Here is a 19,564-nt window from a genome sequence, read left to right as displayed (position 1 = left end):
GCCCAAGGGGCGGCACCTGCCGCGACATATCTGGTTTGCCCATAGCAATTTGTACAACTGGCGTCAAATTATTGCGAAGTCTGGGAAATGTTTGGTGAGGCTTGTGTCAAATGGGAAGCTGGCGCAATGGAGGTGTCCCACCGCTTTTAGGCGGCCGCGCAGGGCGGGAGTATCTGCGCAAACTTCGTCAAAAAATGCGGCTAGGCCCGCTTCGCCTTCTTCGTCGCGGATGGCTGTGAACAGTTCGTGGGTGGTGATACCGCCACGTTCGCGGCTGCGCGCAGGGCCCAGATCTGCACGGTATGATCCTTGCGCAAGTCGGTAGTTAAAATGGGCGAGCCACGTTTCCCAGTTGGTTGCATGAAAATGGGCCAGACGTATATTGGACATCTCGAAATGATCGGGGTTCGTTTCGCCGGCCAGAAAGGCATTGTGAATTCGGAATTTCAGGCCCTTCACGCCGGTGCGTACAAATATCTTGCCTGCGATATGGCTCAGAAAGCCGCCTTTGAGGTGTTGGCCGAAGGTCGGATACAGCACTGAAACGATTTGCTCGCGCTCTTTGCCGGCGGGAATGAATGTCTTGAACGCGGCACCCGTTTGTGGATCGCCGCCAGCCAACAGTTCCATCGGGCGCGCCCGTGCACATTTGATATTGGAGGGCAGCGCAGAAAGGCATGAAGCAACATTCCCCTCGGCTACAAGAAACTCGTCCACGTCCATATGCATCAGCCAGTCGACCTCGCCGTCGGCGCGGTTATACGCGCGGGTGGCGTTTATTGTTTGGCGCGGTTGGTGCATCGCGGGGCGCGTTCCGTTGTTGTGGCGGTTCCAATACCCTTCGTCACAAAGGACCGCACGGCATCTCGGATGCGCGCGCAATGCCTCCTGCGCCTCGGGGCAGGGCGCATCAAGGTATATAAAGATCCGGTGTGCGCCCAGCTCAAGGTGGTAAGCCACGAACCGCAAAATTGTGGGTGCATCCGCTTTGACGGTCGCAACAATGCCCCACGTCTGCATCAGACCATCATTTCCTTGGTCGCTGTCAGCTTGATATCGGGGTAATCTCTGTCGACGCGGTCAATGTCCCACTGAAGGCGGGTAAGGTAGACAATATCGCCGTCATTGTCGTGGGCGATGTGCTGTTTGTTGGCCTCGGTGAATTTGTCCACGGCTGCTTTCGCCCCGGTAACCCAGCGGGCGGAAGTGAATTGCGATTGCTCGAACCGGACCGGCAGACCGTATTCCAGCTCGATCCGGCTGGCCAGAACTTCGAACTGCAACTGGCCTACAACGCCAACCACGAACCCGGACCCGATAGAGGGTTTGAAAACTTTTGCCGCACCTTCCTCGGCAAATTGCATCAGCGCCTTTTCCAGATGCTTGGATTTGAGCGGGTCACCTGCGCGCACACCCTGCAAAAGTTCGGGCGCGAATGACGGGATGCCGGTCACACGGATCGCTTCGCCCTCGGTAAGGGTGTCGCCGATGCGCAGTTGGCCGTGGTTGGGGATACCGATGATGTCGCCCGCCCACGCTTCCTCGGCCAGCTCGCGATCTGCGGCGAGAAACATCACCGGACTGGCAATTGTCATCACTTTTTTTGTGCGCACATGCGTTAGCTTCATACCGCGTTCGAAATGCCCGGAGGCGAGGCGTACAAACGCCACGCGATCGCGGTGCTTTGGGTCCATGTTTGCTTGCACTTTGAACACAAATCCGGCCACATTTTTTTCTTCGGGCAGAATTTCGCGGGGCTGGGCCTTTTGTATCTGCGGCTCGGGTCCGAAAGTGGCGATACCGTCCATCAATTCCTTCACACCAAAAGAATTGATTGCAGAGCCGAACCAGATCGGGGTGAGCGATCCCTCGGCCATTAGGGCAGGATCAAGCGGCGGCATCAGTTCGCGCACCATTTCGAGATCTTCACGCAGTTTTTCCAGTAGGGCGGCAGGCACATGCTCGGCCAATTTGGGATCATCAAGACCTTCGATTTTGATGCTTTCGGAAACTTTGTTCCGGTCGGCGCGGTCCATCAGCTCAAGCCGGTCGCGCTGTATATCATAACAGCCGATGAAGTCGCGGCCCACTCCGATGGGCCAGCTGGCAGGGGTCACGTCAATCGCGAGGTTTTGCTGGATCTCGTCGATAATTTCGAAAACATCGCGGCTCTCGCGATCCATTTTGTTACAGAACGTCAGAATCGGGAGGTCGCGCATCCGGCAGACCTCGAACAGTTTCTGGGTTTGCGATTCCACACCTTTGGCGCCGTCAATCACCATCACAGCAGCATCGACCGCCGTCAGTGTGCGGTAGGTATCTTCCGAGAAATCCGAGTGACCGGGGGTGTCTACAAGATTGAATCGGTAGTTCTTGTCGCGGCCCTGATAGTCAAAGGACATTGCCGAGGCCGAGACAGAAATGCCGCGATCTTTTTCCATCGCCATAAAGTCAGAGCGCGTACGTCGTGCCTCTCCCTTTGCACGGACTTGTCCCGCCATCTGGATCGCCCCACCGAACAACAGAAATTTCTCTGTCAGCGTGGTTTTACCTGCGTCTGGGTGGCTGATGATCGCAAACGTGCGTCTGCGCGCAATCTCGGGCGGCAGATCAGGGCGGTTTGTGTTTGTGTCCGGCATGGTACGGGTCAATCCTGATCTGTGTTTCGGGCAAAACCCGCTGCACGGGTGGCGCTGTGGCATCGGGCGCTACTCATAACCTACACAGGCCCAGACGCAAGACAGGCCGCGGCCGCAGCTCAGCGACCGGAAGCTTTTTTCAGCAACGCGGCGGTGTCGGGGTGTTTGAGCAAACCCTCACTCACATCCATTCCGGCATGGGGCAGGTCTGAATGGCCCGGAATATGCAATCCAAGGCTTTGTGCCATGTCGGCGGGCAGGACGGGGCGGGTCCGGCTGTTGATCAGCATACTTTCGGCGGCGATGCCTTCGGCATAGATAATTTGGTGGCTGTCGAACAACAGCTGGAAGTAATCGACAAAGCCGCCTTCATCCACTGTTACCGAGGTGCCGTTGACCAGATGGCGCGCTTTTACCAAAAGCTCTGAGCGGCCTGCGCCCAGTTCGTCGGTACGCTGATAGATGAACAGGCGGTGATCGGGGCTCACCAGCAGATCGGCAGTGTTGTTCAATGTGCCTGCGGCGATGCGGATCGGGGCAAATTCGCCCACGGCACGGGTGGTCGAGGTCCCGATCCAGCGCAGGGTCTGCACCCCATCATCACGGGTCAGAACGCGGTCACCCACGACCAGATCCTCCACGGGGCACTGTGCACCCGACGCCATTGTGATCTGGGTACCACGGGTAAAGCTGACGCAGGCCACCTGCGCGAATTTGTTATGTGCATGCTCGCGGTCAATCCCGACGAGGCGGTATTCAACCTTGGGAGCAAGTGCGCTGAAAGGCAGAAGGTAAATTTCAGCCACATCGCCCTGCGGATCTACTTCGACCAGCAGCAGCGCGTCCGAGATACTTCCATCAGGTGACATAAACACAAGTGCGCTATCGAGGTGAACCACTGCACCGGGAATGCCGATAGTGGTGTCATGCCCGATGGCAAAGCTGGCATCATCACGCGCCACCAGCGACAAGCGTGCAGGCTCTGCGCCGAACTCCATCTCGTATATGTCATCGAGGATAAGCTCGCTCGAGAACGAGATAACATCGCCAGTATTTGCACCGTCCGTTGCACGGATCTGCCCCGAGACATAGACCGGAACGCTGGTGGACGAGAGGGAGCCTGTGGACATCTGAAGTCTCTTTTTTAGAACTGCTTGGACGTGGCCCTACACTAGAATTATGGCAGGTTACGGTCAATGCGGCGGTGTTTTGCTGGCGCGCAGGTTCGGGCTGCGCTAGCACTGGGGCCACCCGAAATCGCGACAACCAAACAGGGAGATACGAAATGGATCTGGGGATCAAAGGAAAAAAGGCGCTGGTTTGCGCTTCTTCAAAGGGCCTCGGGCTGGGCTGTGCCGAGCATCTGGCGGCTGCGGGTGTTGACTTGGTGATGAACGCACGCGGGTCAGAAGCCCTTGAAGCCGAAGCCGAGCGGTTGCGCAGCACATACGGCGTGAGCATTGAAACGGTTGCTGCCGATGTGGCCACGCAAGAGGGTCAGGCCGCAGTGATCAAAGCGGCGCAGGGCGTTGACATTCTGGTCAATAACGCTGGCGGCCCGCCTCCTGGCATGTGGACAGATTGGGAGCGTGAGGATTTCATCAAAGCGCTTGATGCAAATATGCTGGCACCTATCGCGCTTATCAAGGCGCTGGTGCCTGCGATGATGGACCGTGGTTGGGGGCGTGTGGTCAACATTACGTCGCAATCGGTACGTGCGCCCATCGGCGTTCTGGGCCTGAGCAATTCGGCGCGTACTGGTCTTACGGGGTATGTGGCGGGCACCTCGCGGCAGGTAGCCGGTAAGGGGGTTACGATCAACAATCTTCTGCCTGGTATCCACGCGACCGATCGCGCAGATGCGCTTGATGGTGGTGTGGTCAAGGCCAAGGGCATCACGCTGGAAGAGGCGCGGACCGAGCGGGCAGCAGGCATTCCTGCAGGGCGTTATGGCACCCGCGACGAATTTGGTGCGGCCTGTGCGTTTTTGTGCTCCACCCATGCAGGGTTCATCGTGGGGCAATCAATCCTGCTGGACGGTGGGGCGACGAACATCACAATGTGATGGCTGAAAAGTTCTCGCTTAAGGACCATCTGTTCAACGCGCAGACAGTCGGGCAGCTGGCGGCAGAATTTGCCGCCGGCGTCTCCGGCTTTGACGCGGCAGCATTTATGGCGCAAGCCATGGCCGGTTTGCCCGAGCGTGAGTTGATGGCGCGGATGGAGTGGCTTGCCGATTGCATCGCCGTGCAATTGGCGGATGATTTTCCTACGATGGCCGTGCAGCTGGAGGCGTCGATGCCGCCGCGTCTCGATCCTGACAGGCAAGACGGTGATTTTGGCCGGTTTATCCATGCCGTACCTGGTATCCTAGCTGCACGTCACGGTCTGGAGCATCACCGCGCCCGTGCTATGGCCTTGATCCATGAGGCAACGCAGCGCTTCTCGATGGAATTCTACATCCGCCATTTCCTTAACCGATGGCCCGAGGAGACACTTGCGGATTTGACCCGCTGGGCACATGATGAAAATTACCACGTGCGCCGATTGGTGAGCGAGGGCACGCGACCGCGCCTGCCGTGGGCGGTTAATGTGGGTCTGACGACTGCGCAAAGATTGCCACTGCTGGATGAACTGCACAGTGACCGGACACGCTATGTTACGCGCTCGGTTGCGAATCATCTGAATGATCTAAGCAAGATTGATCCCGATGCCGTGTTGGCGCGATTGGAAAGCTGGCGTGACAGCAGCCAACAAGATGCGAAAGAGCTTGACTGGATCAGGCGCCACGCATTGCGCACACTGGTAAAGAAGGGCCACAGCGGGGCGATGACTGTACTAGGGTATGAACCAGATGCGCCAGTGCGCGCCACGCTCACGCTTGCGCAGACCAGCGTCGCCATGGGCAATGCGCTTGTGTTCGATGTGGTTCTGAACAGCGATACAGACCTGCCCGTACTGGTCGACTACTGCATTACTTTCGCGCGTGCGTCCGGAAAGGTCGCGCAAAAGGTTTTCAAGCTCAAGGCGGTGATGATCGTCGCAGGGGTGCCGCTGACCCTTCCCAAATCACACAAGTTCAACGGAACGATGAGCACATTTGCTCTACACGTCGGCGCGCATGTGATCACAGTGCAGGTTAACGGGCGCAATGCGGCTCAAGCGGATTTTACGCTGGTAGCCTAAGCTCTTCACATTTTTGACAGTAGTAGAATTTTTGATGGATTGCGGGCTTTGGCTGGCATAGCGCTGGTGAAGGTTTTTATGAAAGGTCCGCCATGAACCCCGTTGTCCTGATCGCCGCCTTTGGCGTCATCCTTGTTGCGTCCGTGCTGGCCGCGCCGCGCCGCGCCACGATCGACGGATTTTTCGGTGGGACGGGGGCTTCGGGGCGTAGTCCTGGCCTTTGGGTTCTGGTCCTCAGTCAGGTGACAACATGGATTTTCGCGCGAAGTCTGATGAATGCCGCGATCCTTGGTTACTATTACGGAATAATAGGTACGCTGGCCTATGCAGCCTACTATGGTTCGTTCCTGACGGGGGGATATATTGTCGAGCGACTGCGCGAGGGCGGTGCAACCTCGGTTCAGGACTGGCTCGGGGTGCGGTTTGGCAGCATTGGTAACGCATGCTATAATTTTGTAATTGCCCTGCGCTTGCTGTCGGAGGTGTTTGCAAATCTGGTTGTTGTTGGCCTCATTTTTAACGCTGTTCTGGAGGGGAGCGGGACAACTGCGATCTGGATCGTCGCTGTATTGGGGTTGGCCTATTCCGCATGGGGCGGGCTGTCGGCGGCGCTGCGCACAGATGTGGTGCAGATGATAGTTTTCCTTGTAGTGTTCGGTGTGGCATTTGGCGCGCTGGTGACCAGCCCTGCATTTGATCTGGGCGCGGTGGTGACGGCACCGGGAACTTCGGGTAGCTACAATGGCTGGATCTTGTTGGCTGTGGCCGCGTTGCAGGTGTTCAGCTACCCCGCGCACGATCCGGTGATGATGGATCGTGGATTCATAGCGGACCGTGCCACCACGCGGGCATCGTTTAGGCACGCCTTCTGGATCAGCACGCTGTGCATTATCGGGTTCGGTTTTTTCGGCATTCAGGCTGGCCTTCTTGGTGCCGCCTACGAGGGGGAGCTGATCGGCACATGGGCGACCATGTTCCCGTCATGGGTGTTTGGGCTGCTGATGATCTCGCTGCTGGTATCGGCGCTTAGCACACTCGATTCTGCGCTCAGTTCCGCCTCGCGGCTGGTGGTCGAGGAAGGCGGCCTGCCACGCACCCTTACTTCTGGACGGGCCGTTATGGTGGCGTTTATGCTGGGGGGAACATTGCTCACACTTTGGGGCAATGCCACTCTGTTTGATGCGGTGGCTGTAAGCGGGACTGCCTCGATGTTTTTGACGCCAATCCTGATTGTCGGGCTGGTAATGGGGCGTCAGATCGAACTCTGGGCTTATGTTGTGGCGTTTGGGTCGGCAATGCTCGGGTCGCTGATCTATCTTGTGCGTACATCGGATTTTGTGACGCCATGGCTGATGGAAGGGCATAAATACGAGCAGCTTTTGCTGATTTGTGCCTGTGTTCTGGTCAGCGGGTTTGCGGCGGTGCTTGCAGGTGCGCGGCAGCGCTGATACCTGCTATCCGACAGAAATGATCGGATTAACGCCCATGCCGTCTGACACGCCACGTCTGGAAATTCGCAATCTCGTGCGCCGGTTTGACGGTCGCGCTGTTGTCGACGACGTGAGCCTCAAGATTATGCCGGGGCAGGTGACTTGCCTTCTGGGGCCTTCGGGGTGCGGGAAATCAACAACGCTGCGCATGATTGCCGGGGTCGAAATGCAGGATAGCGGTACCATCCATGTGGACGGTGCGCTGATTTGCGATACGATCTTTCGCGTCCCGCCCGAACGGCGCGAGATTGGCCTGATGTTTCAGGACTTCGCATTATTTCCGCATCTGAGTGTAGCCGATAATGTTGGCTACGGCCTTCGCGGCAACAAAGCGTCCAAGCGGGCGCGGGTGGAGGAGTTGCTGGAGCGGGTGGACCTCAAGCGCTTTATCGACGGCTATCCGCACCAGCTGTCTGGTGGCGAGCAGCAGCGCGTCGCACTCGCCCGTGCATTGGCCCCGCGTCCGCGTATCATGCTGATGGACGAGCCGTTCAGCGGCCTCGATAACCGCCTGCGCGATGGCATCCGCGACGAAACGTTGAGCATTCTCAAAGAAGAGGACACTGCGGTTCTGCTGGTAACGCATGAGCCCGACGAGGCGATGCGGATGGCCGACGAGATTGCCCTGATGCGGGACGGCAAGATCGTCCAGCAGGGCGCGCCTTATAACGTTTATACCCGCCCTTTGGACCGTGCGGCGGTGGCATTTTTTTCGGATGCAAATGTTGTGCGTGCTGAAGTATCGGGTGCGCTGGCGCACACTGCCTTTGGGCGGTTTCTAGCCCCTGGTATTCCTGATGGTACCTCGGTGGATATTGTTTTCCGGCCCCAGCATGTGCGCATTGATTTTGACCGTGCGGGCAAGGGGCCGCTGCCCACAGCCGCCGATGGAACGCCTGCCCGCGCTGTCGTCGAGCGGGCGCGGTTTATGGGAAACGAGAGTCTGATCGAATACCGTATGGATCACGATGGCTCCTTGCTCAGGGCGACGGTGCCGAACGTGTTCATGCCCAGTGCGGGCACTGTGATGTGGCTGACAATCCGGCGGGACAAATGTTTCGTTTTTGGTGTCGGGAAATAGGGGACTACGATGCAAAAGCTGTTGGTAGAATTCGGGATGGGCACCTCATTGCGGCGCGGGGACTATACCCAAGCCGCCGAGCGGGCGATAAAGGACGCGCTTTGGCACAACTCGATCAACCTTGCTGAGCTGTTCGGCTTTGACAAAGCGGATATGCGCATCACGCTGGATGTAGGCGTGCAAAAGCCGGATGCGGTGGATGCAGACGTTCTTCGAGCCGTGTTTCCATACGGGCAAGTCACGGTGAATGTGGTCAAGGGCGGTCTGGATGTGCCACGGCCCGAGGGCACTGGCAATCCGACGATCATGGCCAATGTCGCACTGTCTGTCGGATTTGATATGGAGAAACGCAGATGAGCGATCCAATGATCGGACAACGTGTGATTATCGAGATGGGCATGGGCAATGACCTGCACGGTATGGATTACACCAAGGCTGCCAAACGTGCTATTGAGGACGCGTTGCGCCACTCCTCTCTGCCCCTGTTCGGCGCACTGGAGCTGCCGCATGACGCGATGCGCGTGCAGGTGACCGTCGGAGTTCAGGAACCCGATGCCCTAGATCTGGAGGTGCTCCGTGCTGTGCTGCCACGGGGGCGTGCGGAAGTGCGTGCCGTTCATGGTGGCCTCAATGTACCGTCAAACGGCGAGACCATCGTAATTGCACAAGCCAGCGTGGAGGCGTTTCTATCCCCGCAGGACGGTTGGGCGCTCAAAGTTTAACGCCTGTAATCGGCCAGCATCGTTCCCGCCTCGTCGCCAAAAAGCTGTGGCAGGGCTTCGGCGGTGTTGATGAGGTCAAGGCGGAAAACGCGGTGTTCCTTGCGCCACTCACACCACGCAATCAGGGTCCAGATACGTCCGGTATATTCCATATGGAGCGGCCTTATGGTGCGGGTGGTCACAGTGCCGCCTTGTGATGTGTAGGTTATCCGCAGCTTTTGGCGCGCTTTGATCGCTGCGCGCATTGTTGGCATGCGGGCAAACCCCCGCGCAGCATCCGAAAAAGGCGTCACGGCAAATTGCCATGCATCTGCCTCGGCCACGGCGGTTTCGGGCAACACAGCATCAAACTTTTCGATGAGGGTTTGAACTGCGGTTTTCAGGTCGGGATCGGCCACTTCCGCAGCGATGGCAAGACACAGATTCAGCGCCTCAAGCTCGGTTGGGGTGAGGGTGAGTGGCGGCAATGTGATGCCGGGCGGTAGCCGGTAGCCGGTGCCGCGTGCGCCGACAACCGGAACACCCGAAGCGGCAAGAGTATCCATGTCGCGATAGAGGGTGCGCACAGATACGCCTGTATCCACCGCAAGATCTTGCGCCTTGTGCACTTCTCCGTCGCGCAAGATTTGGATGATATCAAAAAGGCGATCAGAACGGGGCATGCTCCTGACATAGACCTGTCAGTTGCCTCCGACAAGATCAAAAAAATGGCGGCCTTTATCACGTTTCATGCGCGAATCAGACGTTTGTCATTTTTGCAGTGCGGCACTTTTGATATTCATAATTCCAACATCCCGTCGTCGCTGGCGGGCCAGATATTTTTGATAGGAGAAAAGATATGCTGAACAATATTGGTTTGCCGGGTCTGCTGCTCATCGCGGTGGTTGTATTGGTGCTGTTTGGTCGGGGTAAGATTTCCTCGTTGATGGGCGAAGTGGGTAAGGGAATTACCAGCTTCAAAAAAGGCATCAATGAGGGTGAGAAAGAGCTGCTCGATTCCAAGGCAGATGATGTGGCTGATGTGCCCCAGCCTGATGTCGAGCCTAAGGACAAGGTGTAACACCATGTTCGATATTGGCATGACCGAAATGCTGGTGGTGGGGGTTGTGGCGCTGATCGTCGTGGGCCCCAAGGATCTGCCGGTGATGTTTCGCCGCGTGGGCCAGTTTGTCGGCAAGGCCAAAGGCATGGCGCGGGAGTTTTCCAGTGCAATGAACGATGCGGCGGACCAGTCGGGCATGCGTGAGGTGTCTTCGGGCCTGAGCAAATCGCTCAAAGCAGCAAGTAACCCGATTGGCACGGCGATGGACGGCGTGAAAGACGCGGCAAGCTCGCTCACGAAGGTCGAACCCGATAGCGAAACAGGCAAACTCTCTGCCAAACGGGCGGAGGATGTAGCACGTATTCAGGCGGGCACGGCACGGGCTGCTGCAGAGCGCAAGGCACGCGAAGCTGCGGAAGCATTGGCCAAGGCCGACGAACTGGATGCCTCGTTACAGGCAAAGCTAGCGCAAAAGAAAGCGGATTCATGAGTGCCTCGGATAACGACATTGACGACAGCGCAGCCCCGCTGATCGAACATCTGGCGGAGTTGCGTACGCGGCTGATCCGCTCCGTCCTCGCGTTTGTGGTGGGGATGATTATCTGTTTTTCGTTCGGCAGCGCGATCCTTGATTTTTTGCTGGTGCCGATTGAAAATACGATGCGCGATCTGGGGAACCCTAATCCTGTAATGCAATACACAGCACCACAGGAATATTTTTTCACGCTCGTTCGCATTTCGATGGTGGGTGGCCTCGCAATCAGTTTTCCGGTGATAGCAACACAGCTTTGGCGCTTCGTTGCGCCGGGGCTTTATAGAAACGAGAAGAACGCATTTCTTCCCTTTTTGATCGCCTCGCCTTTACTGTTCCTTTTGGGGGCATCTTTTGCGCATTACGTGGTTGTGCCACTGGCGATGCAGTTCTTTCTTGGGTTCTCGGATGCGGCTTCTTACCTGTCTGCAATGCTGGCCAACGGCGAGACGAAAACCTCGGGGATCGACATCGTTTTTAACGGTAAAGTGAACGAAAGCCTCGATATTACGCTTAAAATGATAGTGGCCTTCGGGCTTTGTTTCCAGCTTCCTGTGCTGCTTACGCTGATGGGTAAGGCAGGGCTTGTTACTGCCGAGGGCCTGCGCAATGTGCGCAAATATGCGCTTGTGGGAATTTTGCTGCTTGCTGCATTGGTGACGCCACCGGATGTGGTGACACAGCTGATCCTGTTTGTTGTGGTTTACGGCCTCTACGAGATTTCGATTTTCCTCGTGTCCCGTGTGGATGCCAAGCGCGAAAAAGAACTGCGCGCTGATGGCTTTTACGATGACGAGGACGAGGGGGATTATGACGATATCGACCGCGAGGATCCGATCGTCGAGGAAACCAAGGAACGCGATATATGATCGATGATCCGATGGACCGCATTGCACAGGCGCTGGAGCGGATGTCTCCAGCGCCTGTTGTCGCGCCCGATTTCACCAGCGCTTCGGCATTTGTCTGGCACACGTCGCCTGACCGTCTAGAGCCCGTGGCGCATGTCTCGCGGGTGGACATCGACCTGCTGCTCGGGGTTGCGCGTGCGCGCGATACACTCTTGCAGAATACCCGACAGTTTGCAGCCGGATTGCCTGCGAACAATGCGCTCTTGTGGGGGGCGCGCGGCATGGGAAAGTCGAGCCTTGTTAAGGCAGTGCATGGCGCACTTGATGCAGAATACCCCCATCTCAAGGTTGTCGAATTACAGCGCGAAGATCTGCCGTCGGTCGGACGATTGCTCAATATGCTTCGCGGTGCGCATACGGAACGCTTTATTCTGTTTTGCGATGATCTGAGTTTTGACCATGACGATGCCCATTACAAATCGTTGAAAGCTGTGTTGGATGGCGGGATCGAGGGGCGGCCCGAGAATGTAGTCCTTTATGCCACATCGAACCGCCGCCATCTGATGGCCCGTGACATGATCGAGAACGAGCGCGGCTCAGCCATAAACCCCAACGAAGCAGTAGAAGAGAAGGTGTCTCTTTCAGACCGCTTCGGCCTTTGGCTGGGTTTTCATGCCTGCGATCAGGATCAATACCTTGCGATGATCCGCGGCTATTGCGACGCACATGGTGTGGCAATCAACGACGCTGATTTACGTGCGCAGGCGATCGAGTGGCAAGCCACGCGGGGCAGTCGTTCGGGGCGCGTTGCGTGGCAGTTTTTCACCGACCTTGCTGGGCGGCAGGGTGTTACGATTAGCGGCTGAAATGAAAACGCCCGGTTCGGTGAGAATACCGGACCGGGCATCAATGCCACTGACCTGAAATACGATACCTAGTTTAGGAAGGGGTTTGGATCGACGCTGTCGAAACCTTTACGCACTTCAAAATGAACAAAAGAATCATCGCCTCCGCGCAGTTTCGCGATGCTCTGGCCGCGCGAGACAGTATCGCCGCGCTTCACGCCCACATCGGTCACGTTTGCATAGACGGTGAGCAGGTTATCAGCGTGACGAACCACAATGATGGGCACACCATCCGCGCTTTGAGTGATGGCTGCGACCGTTCCAGCATCAGCCGCTTTTACCGCTGTGCCGGGAGCTGCCTTAATGTTGATGCCCTCATTCTTGCCTTTAGCATAGTCGCGGATGATCGTTCCGCTGACCGGCTTAACCAGCTTGCCGGTAGCGGCAGGTGCAGTTGTTTTACCGACATCCGCAACCGGTTTCGGGGTTACCACCGCAGTTTGGACCGGTTTCGTTTGTGCAGCCGGCTCGATCTTTTCTGCGGGCAGGGGTTTCGTTGCTGATGGTGGCGTCGGCGTGACCGAGCCAACACCAGGCAGCGTTGTTGCAGACGCGCTTTGTGCCGGTGCTGCCTTTGGTGGGTTTTGTGAGGGGACAGGGATCAGCAGATACTGACCTTCGCGGATTGCGAAATCAGCGCCCAGACCATTCCATTCGGCCAGATCTTTGGCTGGAACGGAGTATAGCCGCGCAACGGTGAACGCAGTTTCACCACGCTCGACCTTATGGCGGATCGGTTCTTTTCCGGTTTGCGACGGGGCCTTGGCTGCTGGTAGCGGAGCCAGGGTGGTCGTCTGAACACCGGGCGTGGCCGGCGTGCGCGCGATCGCACCTCCTGCAACTGTGGAAATGTCGACAGGTTTGATGGGACCTGTACCGATGGCGCCGGTTGCGGGGGATGGCTCTGCCACACGTGATGGCAGGGCGATGATTTCATCCTTGCGCAGCGGTACATTGGGGTTGATCCCGTTAAAGCGTGCTAGCTGAGGCGCGTCGAGCCCAAGGCGGTTTGCAACATCCACAAGTGTGTCGCCCTGCCGCGCAACGGCAACCTGATAGTTCGGATAGGAGATGACGCCGCGATCGTCAGGTGCGGGGCGCCCGTCCAAGGCAGCTTGTGCAGCATTCGCCGTGCTAAAGCCGCCACCTATGCCACGCATGTCAAAATCAAGTGGCTGGTTACAGGCGGCAAGCGTGATGCATGCAACACCCGTAAGGAGCGGGACGCGCACAGATACGCGCATGTCTGAAAGTTTCATCTGGGTTGTCCTTGTCACTGCCCATCTCGTGTACCCGAGATTTTGAGTGTCTATACCAGATTATGTGTCCTTGCCCAACCCCTCGAGAAGCGGAACGAAGCGAACTGCGCGCATTTCGTCATATTCCAGCCCTTCTGCGGTCTTTCGCACACGGATCAGGTGTTGAACGGCGTCCGATTGACCTACTGGCAACACCATGATGCCGCCTTCCTTGAGTTGTGCCAGCAACGGACCGGGGGGATCTTCTGCGGCGGCTGTCACAATGATGCGATCAAAGGGGGCCTGTTCGGGTAAGCCGAAACTGCCATCGGCCGTGATGGCAGTAATATTGTTGAGGTCCAATGCCTCGAACACCACGCGGGCCTCGTGAACGAGACGGCGGTGGCGGTCGATCGTGTAAACGCGCCGCGCAAGTTTGCTCAGGATTGCTGCCTGATAGCCCGAGCCGGTGCCTATTTCGAGAACCTTGTCGCGAGGCGTCACCTCTAATGCCTGGGTCATCAGGCCTACCACGGACGGCTGGCTTATGGTTTGCCCGCAGGCAATTGGGAGTGGCATGTCCTCATAAGCGCGCCCCGCGAACAATCCTCGGATAAAGGGGCCACGGTCCACCGATTCCATCGCGCCGAGCACGTCCTTGTCGGTCACCCCCTTGGAGCGCAGAGCATAGAGAAACTGCATCTTGCGCTCTGCCTCGGTGACGGCCTCTTCGTGCCCGTCGTTCATGTGTCGAGGTCCGTAATGCCGCTGAATACATCATGAGCTGTCAGATCTGCACGCATGGGCGTGACAGAGATGTAGCCTTCTAGATTAATGGCAGCATCTGTACCGTCTGCGGGGGCGATTTGCTGGTTGCCGCCGGAGATCCACAAAAAGCGACGTCCGTTTGGGGCGTCATGGGGTATAGTCGAAAAGTTGACACCGGGTCTGCGCCCCTGCGGCGCAAGGCGGATACCCTTTACATCGGCAGCGGCAACTGGCGGGAAGTTCACGTTCCAGAACACGCTATAGCCGTTTGCATCGTTGCGTTTTTGCGCAAGGATCCGGCGGCACACATCTGCACCATGCTCGACAGCCGCCTCGAACGGGTCGTCAAGATCGCGGTTTTCAGGGCCATAAAACTGGGACAATGCTATCGACAGCACACCTTGAAGCGCCCCCTCGATAGCCGCACCGATGGTGCCGGAGTATAGCGTATTCTCGGCGGCGTTGTTCCCGCGGTTTACGCCGGACAGGATCAGATCGGGCAGTGCATCTTTCATCGGGTCGTAAAGGGCGCATAGGATGCAGTCGGCGGGACTACCTTCGATCATGTACCTGCGCGGTGAAAGTTCGGTGATCAGGGTCGGTTTGGTGTAATTTATACAATGGCCCACGCCTGATTGCTCGAATGCGGGCGCGATAGTCCATACTTCGCCCTGTGGTCCGGCCAAGGTGGCCGCGATACCTTCGAGCACACGTAAACCCGGTGCATTTATGCCATCGTCATTGGTAACCAGTATACGCATCAAATTGCCCCTTTTTACCTTGATAGGCGAGGGCTGCGGCGCGGGCAAGCGAGGGCGCGCTTATTTCTGGAGGATTGCCAAAAGGCGGGCCGCTTCGGTGTGGATATCGTGTAGGCCTTCGCGATTTTCGCCCGGAAAGAAGCGCGCACGGGTGGCGGTGGGCATTGGCTGAGGTGTTAAAATATCGACGCGTGGCCCAATGCGTACCGTCTCGGCCTGCCAGCTGCGTGCCAGCGCGATTTGCGCGGCTTTTGTTGCGCCGTAGCTGCCATAGAACTTTTGACCTACGATCGGGTCGTCAAAGAACACAGCCTGGCCCGCCTCGCCTAGCAGGGGGCTGATATAATTGATCAGGGTGGCCGTTGCCGTGATGTTACCTGCTACGGATTTCTCCAGATCTTTGGTATCAATGTGGTGGCTGGGGGTCAGCGGCGCTGCATGAATTGCCGTATGCAACCACATATCAAGGTGTCCCCACCGGTCGTGGATGCCGCGACACAGGGTTTGCATAGCCCCAGTATCATTCACGTTCATCGGTGCCAGTGTTGCACTGCCGCCGCGGGCTTTGATTCTGTCGTCAAGCTCCTCCAGCGCGCCTACGGTGCGGCCGACGGCGATGATATGATGAGTGGGCGCGAGCGCCTCGGCGAGGGCTGCACCAAGGCCGCGGGACGCGCCGGTGATCAATGCGGTTTTCTCTGTCATAAAGGGGATATGCGCGGGCCAGTCCGCGCCGTCAAGGGGGGCTCAAACCTGCGGCATGCGCAGGATTTTCACCGTCCCGTTGTGCATCAGCACCAATTCTCCATGGCCGATGGCCTGCACGGTGCGCCCGTCTACGCTGTCCCCGATGTTGACAGTTTGGGTTGCGCCGCGGCGCAGGCGCACAAGCGCACGCGGTGCATGAGAAGCACCAAACGTACCCAAAAGGGCCAGCCGCTCCAGCTTTGCCTCTTCGGTTGCGTGCTTTTCTACTTCGGGCGGGGTGGGTGTACCGTCGGTTTGCGTGGCCATCATTTCGGCTCCTGTGCGTTATCTCTACGCGGAGCTAGGCCTTGTTCAGGCTGGAAAAAAGAGGGGGTGCCTGCTGTCAGCAAATGGTTGCCACAGCCTCGGCGGAGGTGTGCCTGTTACGGTTTGCGGTGGTAGGTAAACGTGAGCCGCACGAGATGATCGAGAGCTTCAACCGGCAGTGGATCACCCAGACCTAGACGCAAGGCGCGATTGGATTCATATTGAAAAACAGTTGGATAAACCTCCTGCATGGTAGCACTTATGCTTGTGCGGCAACCGACCAACAGCGCAATCGTGGAGGGCGATTTATTGTGCCAACATAAGCGGAGAGTCGTACCCTGTTTCGGACGTTTTGGACGCCATGCAGGCTCGCCCCATTTTAGGCTCTCCTCTATGGGTCCTGCATTTGCTTGCACAGCTGAAGTGAGAATCAGTGCACGCATCGTGTTAAATTTTTTCCGTGCCCCTAAAGGCCACATCGCGACGGTTTCATCGAATATATCGGTCATGAGGGAGTTTTAGCACAAAACTGGCAGAGGCAGTTTGCAAAGGTTCAGGCCGCGCGACAATTGCACGGCCTGAAAGCCTATTTATTCTGCAGCCGGTTTCATGACAAAGCCGCTTTCGACCTTATCGGAAGGTACTACAGGGTACTCTCCTGAGAAGCAGGCATCGCAATATTGAGGGCAGGATTTATTACGCCCCTCGGCCTCACCCACGGCGCGATATAGCCCGTTGAGCGAGATAAACTTGAGGCTGTCCACACCCAGATGCTCGCGCATCTCGTCCTCTGACATGGTCGCGGCCAGCAGCTTGTCGCGGTCCGGCGTGTCGACGCCATAAAAGCAAGGCCATGCAGTCGGAGGGGATGCAATGCGGAAGTGTACCTCCGCAGCACCAGCATCAAGGATCATTTCCTTAATCTTGCGGCTGGTGGTGCCGCGCACCACAGAATCGTCAACCAGAATGATGCGTTTGCCACGCACCAGCGCACGGTTCACGTTGAGCTTGAGGCGCACACCCATGTTGCGGATGCTCTCCGTAGGCTCAATGAACGTACGACCCATATATTGGTTCCGAATGATCCCCATGGCATAGGGTATCCCGCTCTCGAGGCTGTATCCGATGGCCGCAGGCGTCCCTGAATCGGGCACAGGACAGACCATATCGGCATCGACGGGCGCCTCTTTCGCAAGTTCGCGGCCAATCGCCTCGCGGGTCTCATAGACCGACCTGCCACCAAGAATACTGTCGGGGCGGGAGAAATAGACATGTTCGAAAATGCAAAATTTCGATGGCTGGCGGCGGAACGGGAAATGGCTTTGGATGCCTTTCTCCGTAATGACGACCATCTCACCTGGCTCGATCTCGCGCACGAAATCAGCGCCGATGATATCAAGTGCACAGGTCTCGGAACTGAGGGCGTATCCGTCACCAAGTTTGCCCAACACCAGCGGGCGCACGCCAAGCGGATCGCGCACACCGATCAGCTTTGTCCGGGTCATCGCGACGATCGAAAATGCACCCTCGACGCGGCGCAGCGCGTCTTCCATCCGTTCGGGAATGGTCTGCTGGAGGGAGCGGGCCATCAGATGGATGATACATTCGCTGTCAGATGAAGACTGGAAGATCGAGCCACGCCCAATCAGTTCACGGCGCAGAGCGTTGGCATTGGTGATGTTACCGTTATGCGCAATCGCAGCACCGCCCATGGCGAACTCACCGAAGAAGGGTTGTACATCGCGGATTGCGGTCTGCCCCTTGGAGCCGGAGGTGGAATAACGCACGTGACCAATGCCGAGCGAACCGGGCAGGGTTTCCATCACTTTTTGGCTGGTGAAGTTGTCACGTACATAGCCAAAGCGCCGGGCAGATTGGAAACCTGCTTCGGGGTCGTATGTCACGATTCCCCCGGCCTCTTGACCGCGATGCTGTAGCGCGTGCAGTCCGAGAGCTACGAAATTTGCGGCATCTGCGACACCGACAACGCCAAAAATCCCGCATTCTTCCTTCAGTTTGTCACCGTCCTCGAAGTCCGAGAAGTACGTACTGTCGAAAGGATGGGCGGGCGGCATTTTCTTGGGCGGGATATGGGACAAGGGAGCGCTCCTGCGACCGACAAGGGATGCGGGGGGTTTACGAGACCTTGAGCGAAGAGTCACGCTGCTAATCTCGAAATTCACCCGCCGGACACAGGATGGTGCATGAGAGCAGTTGCCGGAGTAGGCGCGCTCGGCGGATTGTGGTCGTGCTCGAAGGGTTTAAGGCTTTTGGAGACGGTTACGGCTTTGTTCGGGAGGGTGAAGCGCACGGCGCTGCCACCCGTATGCGGATCATTAAAAGCCGTGATCGTCCCGCCGCGTGCGAGGACAAGCTTGCGCACGGCCAGAAGCCCGTAACCGCTGTCGACGAGAAACTCGCCAGTTTCGAGGAAAAGCTTTCCGGGATTGTCAAAGCCGGCGCCATCATCGCGCATTGTAATTTCGATCTGGGAGGTGCCGAGTAATACAGCATCGCATCTGAGTGTCAGTTTCGGGCTATTTCCGTGTTTTAGCGCATTATCAATCAGGTTATGCAGGACGATCTGCATTACGTTTTTCTCGCCCGAGAGGGTAATATCAGTCGCAGTGATGCGGTGTTTTCCGTGTGGATCAAGAACCTCCATCAGATTGGCGCACATCTTTTGTAGAGGATATAGTGTATGGGTATTCGCCAGATTGAGAGTGCTGGCGTAAGAGAGCACATCGGAGATCAAATCCATTGATTTTTCTGATGTTTCTTTGAGTAGTTTGATTAATTCAAGCTTGCCGTCGCCGTGGTTTTCAAACCCTTCTTCCAGCATTTCTGTAAGCGACAAAACATTTCGCATTGGCGTGCGCAGGTCATGCGCGGCCATGGCGATAAATTGCTCTACCTCCGTCGTGATCGTTTCAAGCTTTGTTTGGGCGCTTTGAGCCATCCATTCAATGGAGATATCTGTGGGATTGCCGATAAGGCGTATCACGTTGCCCTGCGCGTCAAATTGAGGGTTCATTGTCGTCCGAACGATCCGGATTTCGTCTTTAAGCGGGATCTCATATTCATATTCGCGCTGTTTGCGGTGCAGAATCGTCAAGCGCTGCTCTTCACAGGCCGCTGCGCCAAACGTGGGACCGAATACCTCAATTGAGTTTTTTCCGACAATATCTTCAAGCTTGCGCCCCGTCTTTTCCCGCGCGGCGACGTTATAGTGCGCATAGACGGGCAGCTGGCCCGGTGTGACATCCATCACGAAGATAGGCGTAGGCACGCAGTCGATCAGCTTGAAAAATTCGTCTAGTGCCATCCGTGATCTCTCC

At 57.1% G+C, this 19,564-nt stretch carries 22 protein-coding genes; 10 read left to right on the top strand and 12 right to left on the bottom strand.

Annotated elements, in window-relative coordinates:
- Positions 1-63: 63 nt before the first annotated feature.
- The 3 genes from C8N30_RS00975 to C8N30_RS00965 all read right to left on the bottom strand — a co-directional run bounded on the left by C8N30_RS00975 (position 64) and on the right by C8N30_RS00965 (position 3,769).
- Positions 64-1,020: a glycosyltransferase family 2 protein gene (locus C8N30_RS00975; RefSeq protein ID WP_025062622.1), complete on the bottom strand. Its 957-nt coding sequence runs from the start codon at positions 1,018-1,020 to the stop codon at positions 64-66.
- Positions 1,020-2,639 (bottom strand): peptide chain release factor 3, encoded by a 1,620-nt coding sequence (locus tag C8N30_RS00970; RefSeq protein ID WP_025062621.1) that lies wholly within the window; start codon positions 2,637-2,639, stop codon positions 1,020-1,022. The genes C8N30_RS00975 and C8N30_RS00970 overlap by 1 nt, the downstream gene beginning before the upstream one ends.
- 119 nt (positions 2,640-2,758) lie before the next feature.
- A complete protein-coding gene (locus C8N30_RS00965; RefSeq protein WP_025062620.1) occupies positions 2,759-3,769 on the bottom strand; it encodes a Hint domain-containing protein in 1,011 nt (336 codons plus the stop codon).
- Positions 3,770-3,924: 155 nt separating this feature from the next.
- Here C8N30_RS00965 and C8N30_RS00960 point away from each other — a divergent pair, with 155 nt between their 5' ends.
- From C8N30_RS00960 to C8N30_RS00935, 6 genes are all read left to right on the top strand, one after another.
- A complete protein-coding gene (locus C8N30_RS00960; RefSeq protein WP_025062619.1) occupies positions 3,925-4,704 on the top strand; it encodes an SDR family oxidoreductase in 780 nt (259 codons plus the stop codon).
- Complete coding sequence (locus C8N30_RS00955) at positions 4,704-5,825, top strand: DNA alkylation repair protein (RefSeq protein WP_025062618.1); 1,122 nt, start codon at positions 4,704-4,706, stop codon at positions 5,823-5,825. Before C8N30_RS00960 ends, C8N30_RS00955 begins: the two co-directional genes overlap by 1 nt.
- A 92-nt stretch (positions 5,826-5,917) precedes the next feature.
- Positions 5,918-7,273, top strand: a complete 1,356-nt coding sequence (locus tag C8N30_RS00950; RefSeq protein ID WP_025062617.1) for an SLC5/6 family protein — start codon at positions 5,918-5,920, stop codon at positions 7,271-7,273.
- 37 nt (positions 7,274-7,310) lie between these two features.
- Positions 7,311-8,396 (top strand): ABC transporter ATP-binding protein, encoded by a 1,086-nt coding sequence (locus C8N30_RS00945; protein ID WP_025062616.1) that lies wholly within the window; start codon positions 7,311-7,313, stop codon positions 8,394-8,396.
- 9 nt (positions 8,397-8,405) lie between these two features.
- A complete protein-coding gene (locus C8N30_RS00940; protein ID WP_025062615.1) occupies positions 8,406-8,753 on the top strand; it encodes a Lin0512 family protein in 348 nt (115 codons plus the stop codon).
- 8 nt (positions 8,754-8,761) lie between these two features.
- A complete protein-coding gene (locus C8N30_RS00935; RefSeq protein ID WP_025062614.1) occupies positions 8,762-9,118 on the top strand; it encodes a Lin0512 family protein in 357 nt (118 codons plus the stop codon).
- On the opposite strand, the gene C8N30_RS00930 is transcribed toward C8N30_RS00935, so the two are convergent.
- Positions 9,115-9,780: a helix-turn-helix transcriptional regulator gene (locus C8N30_RS00930; RefSeq protein WP_025062613.1), complete on the bottom strand. Its 666-nt coding sequence runs from the start codon at positions 9,778-9,780 to the stop codon at positions 9,115-9,117. The two genes, C8N30_RS00935 and C8N30_RS00930, sit on opposite strands and share 4 nt — an antisense overlap.
- 176 nt (positions 9,781-9,956) lie before the next feature.
- Here C8N30_RS00930 and tatA point away from each other — a divergent pair, with 176 nt between their 5' ends.
- From tatA to C8N30_RS00910, 4 genes are read left to right on the top strand one after another with little or no spacing between them, the layout of a single operon-like run.
- Positions 9,957-10,178 (top strand): twin-arginine translocase TatA/TatE family subunit, encoded by a 222-nt coding sequence (tatA, locus tag C8N30_RS00925; protein ID WP_025062612.1) that lies wholly within the window; start codon positions 9,957-9,959, stop codon positions 10,176-10,178.
- 4 nt (positions 10,179-10,182) lie between these two features.
- Positions 10,183-10,650: a Sec-independent protein translocase protein TatB gene (gene tatB / locus C8N30_RS00920; RefSeq protein WP_025062611.1), complete on the top strand. Its 468-nt coding sequence runs from the start codon at positions 10,183-10,185 to the stop codon at positions 10,648-10,650.
- A complete protein-coding gene (gene tatC / locus C8N30_RS00915) occupies positions 10,647-11,561 on the top strand; it encodes a twin-arginine translocase subunit TatC (protein ID WP_025062610.1) in 915 nt (304 codons plus the stop codon). The genes tatB and tatC overlap by 4 nt, the downstream gene beginning before the upstream one ends.
- Positions 11,558-12,406, top strand: coding sequence for an ATP-binding protein (locus C8N30_RS00910; RefSeq protein WP_025062609.1), 849 nt, complete (start codon positions 11,558-11,560; stop codon positions 12,404-12,406). The genes tatC and C8N30_RS00910 overlap by 4 nt, the downstream gene beginning before the upstream one ends.
- A 68-nt stretch (positions 12,407-12,474) precedes the next feature.
- Here the strand turns inward: C8N30_RS00910 and C8N30_RS00905 are convergent, their stop codons facing one another.
- The 8 genes from C8N30_RS00905 to C8N30_RS00870 form a co-directional block, all read right to left on the bottom strand.
- A complete protein-coding gene (locus tag C8N30_RS00905; RefSeq protein WP_025062608.1) occupies positions 12,475-13,704 on the bottom strand; it encodes a LysM peptidoglycan-binding domain-containing M23 family metallopeptidase in 1,230 nt (409 codons plus the stop codon).
- Between the two features lie 60 nt (positions 13,705-13,764).
- Positions 13,765-14,430: a protein-L-isoaspartate(D-aspartate) O-methyltransferase gene (locus tag C8N30_RS00900; protein WP_025062607.1), complete on the bottom strand. Its 666-nt coding sequence runs from the start codon at positions 14,428-14,430 to the stop codon at positions 13,765-13,767.
- Entirely contained in the window at positions 14,427-15,212 is a 786-nt protein-coding gene (gene surE, locus C8N30_RS00895; protein WP_025062606.1) for a 5'/3'-nucleotidase SurE, read from the bottom strand. The genes C8N30_RS00900 and surE overlap by 4 nt, the downstream gene beginning before the upstream one ends.
- A gap of 60 nt (positions 15,213-15,272) precedes the next feature.
- Complete coding sequence (locus C8N30_RS00890) at positions 15,273-15,917, bottom strand: SDR family NAD(P)-dependent oxidoreductase (RefSeq protein ID WP_025062605.1); 645 nt, start codon at positions 15,915-15,917, stop codon at positions 15,273-15,275.
- A 42-nt stretch (positions 15,918-15,959) separates the two neighbouring features.
- Positions 15,960-16,226, bottom strand: coding sequence for a hypothetical protein (locus tag C8N30_RS00885; RefSeq protein WP_037968364.1), 267 nt, complete (start codon positions 16,224-16,226; stop codon positions 15,960-15,962).
- Positions 16,227-16,342: 116 nt separating this feature from the next.
- Positions 16,343-16,735, bottom strand: coding sequence for a DUF1801 domain-containing protein (locus tag C8N30_RS00880; protein ID WP_025062603.1), 393 nt, complete (start codon positions 16,733-16,735; stop codon positions 16,343-16,345).
- 81 nt (positions 16,736-16,816) lie between these two features.
- The gene (purF, locus tag C8N30_RS00875; protein WP_025062602.1) at positions 16,817-18,301 is read right to left on the bottom strand and encodes an amidophosphoribosyltransferase; all 1,485 of its coding nucleotides are present in this window, start codon (positions 18,299-18,301) and stop codon (positions 16,817-16,819) included.
- A gap of 104 nt (positions 18,302-18,405) precedes the next feature.
- Entirely contained in the window at positions 18,406-19,551 is a 1,146-nt protein-coding gene (locus tag C8N30_RS00870) for a PAS domain-containing sensor histidine kinase (protein WP_025062601.1), read from the bottom strand.
- Positions 19,552-19,564: the final 13 nt, after the last annotated feature.

It is taken from the genome of Sulfitobacter guttiformis (assembly GCF_003610455.1).
GTDB lineage: Bacteria > Pseudomonadota > Alphaproteobacteria > Rhodobacterales > Rhodobacteraceae > Sulfitobacter > Sulfitobacter guttiformis.
This window is presented reverse-complemented; position numbering and strand designations above follow the sequence as displayed.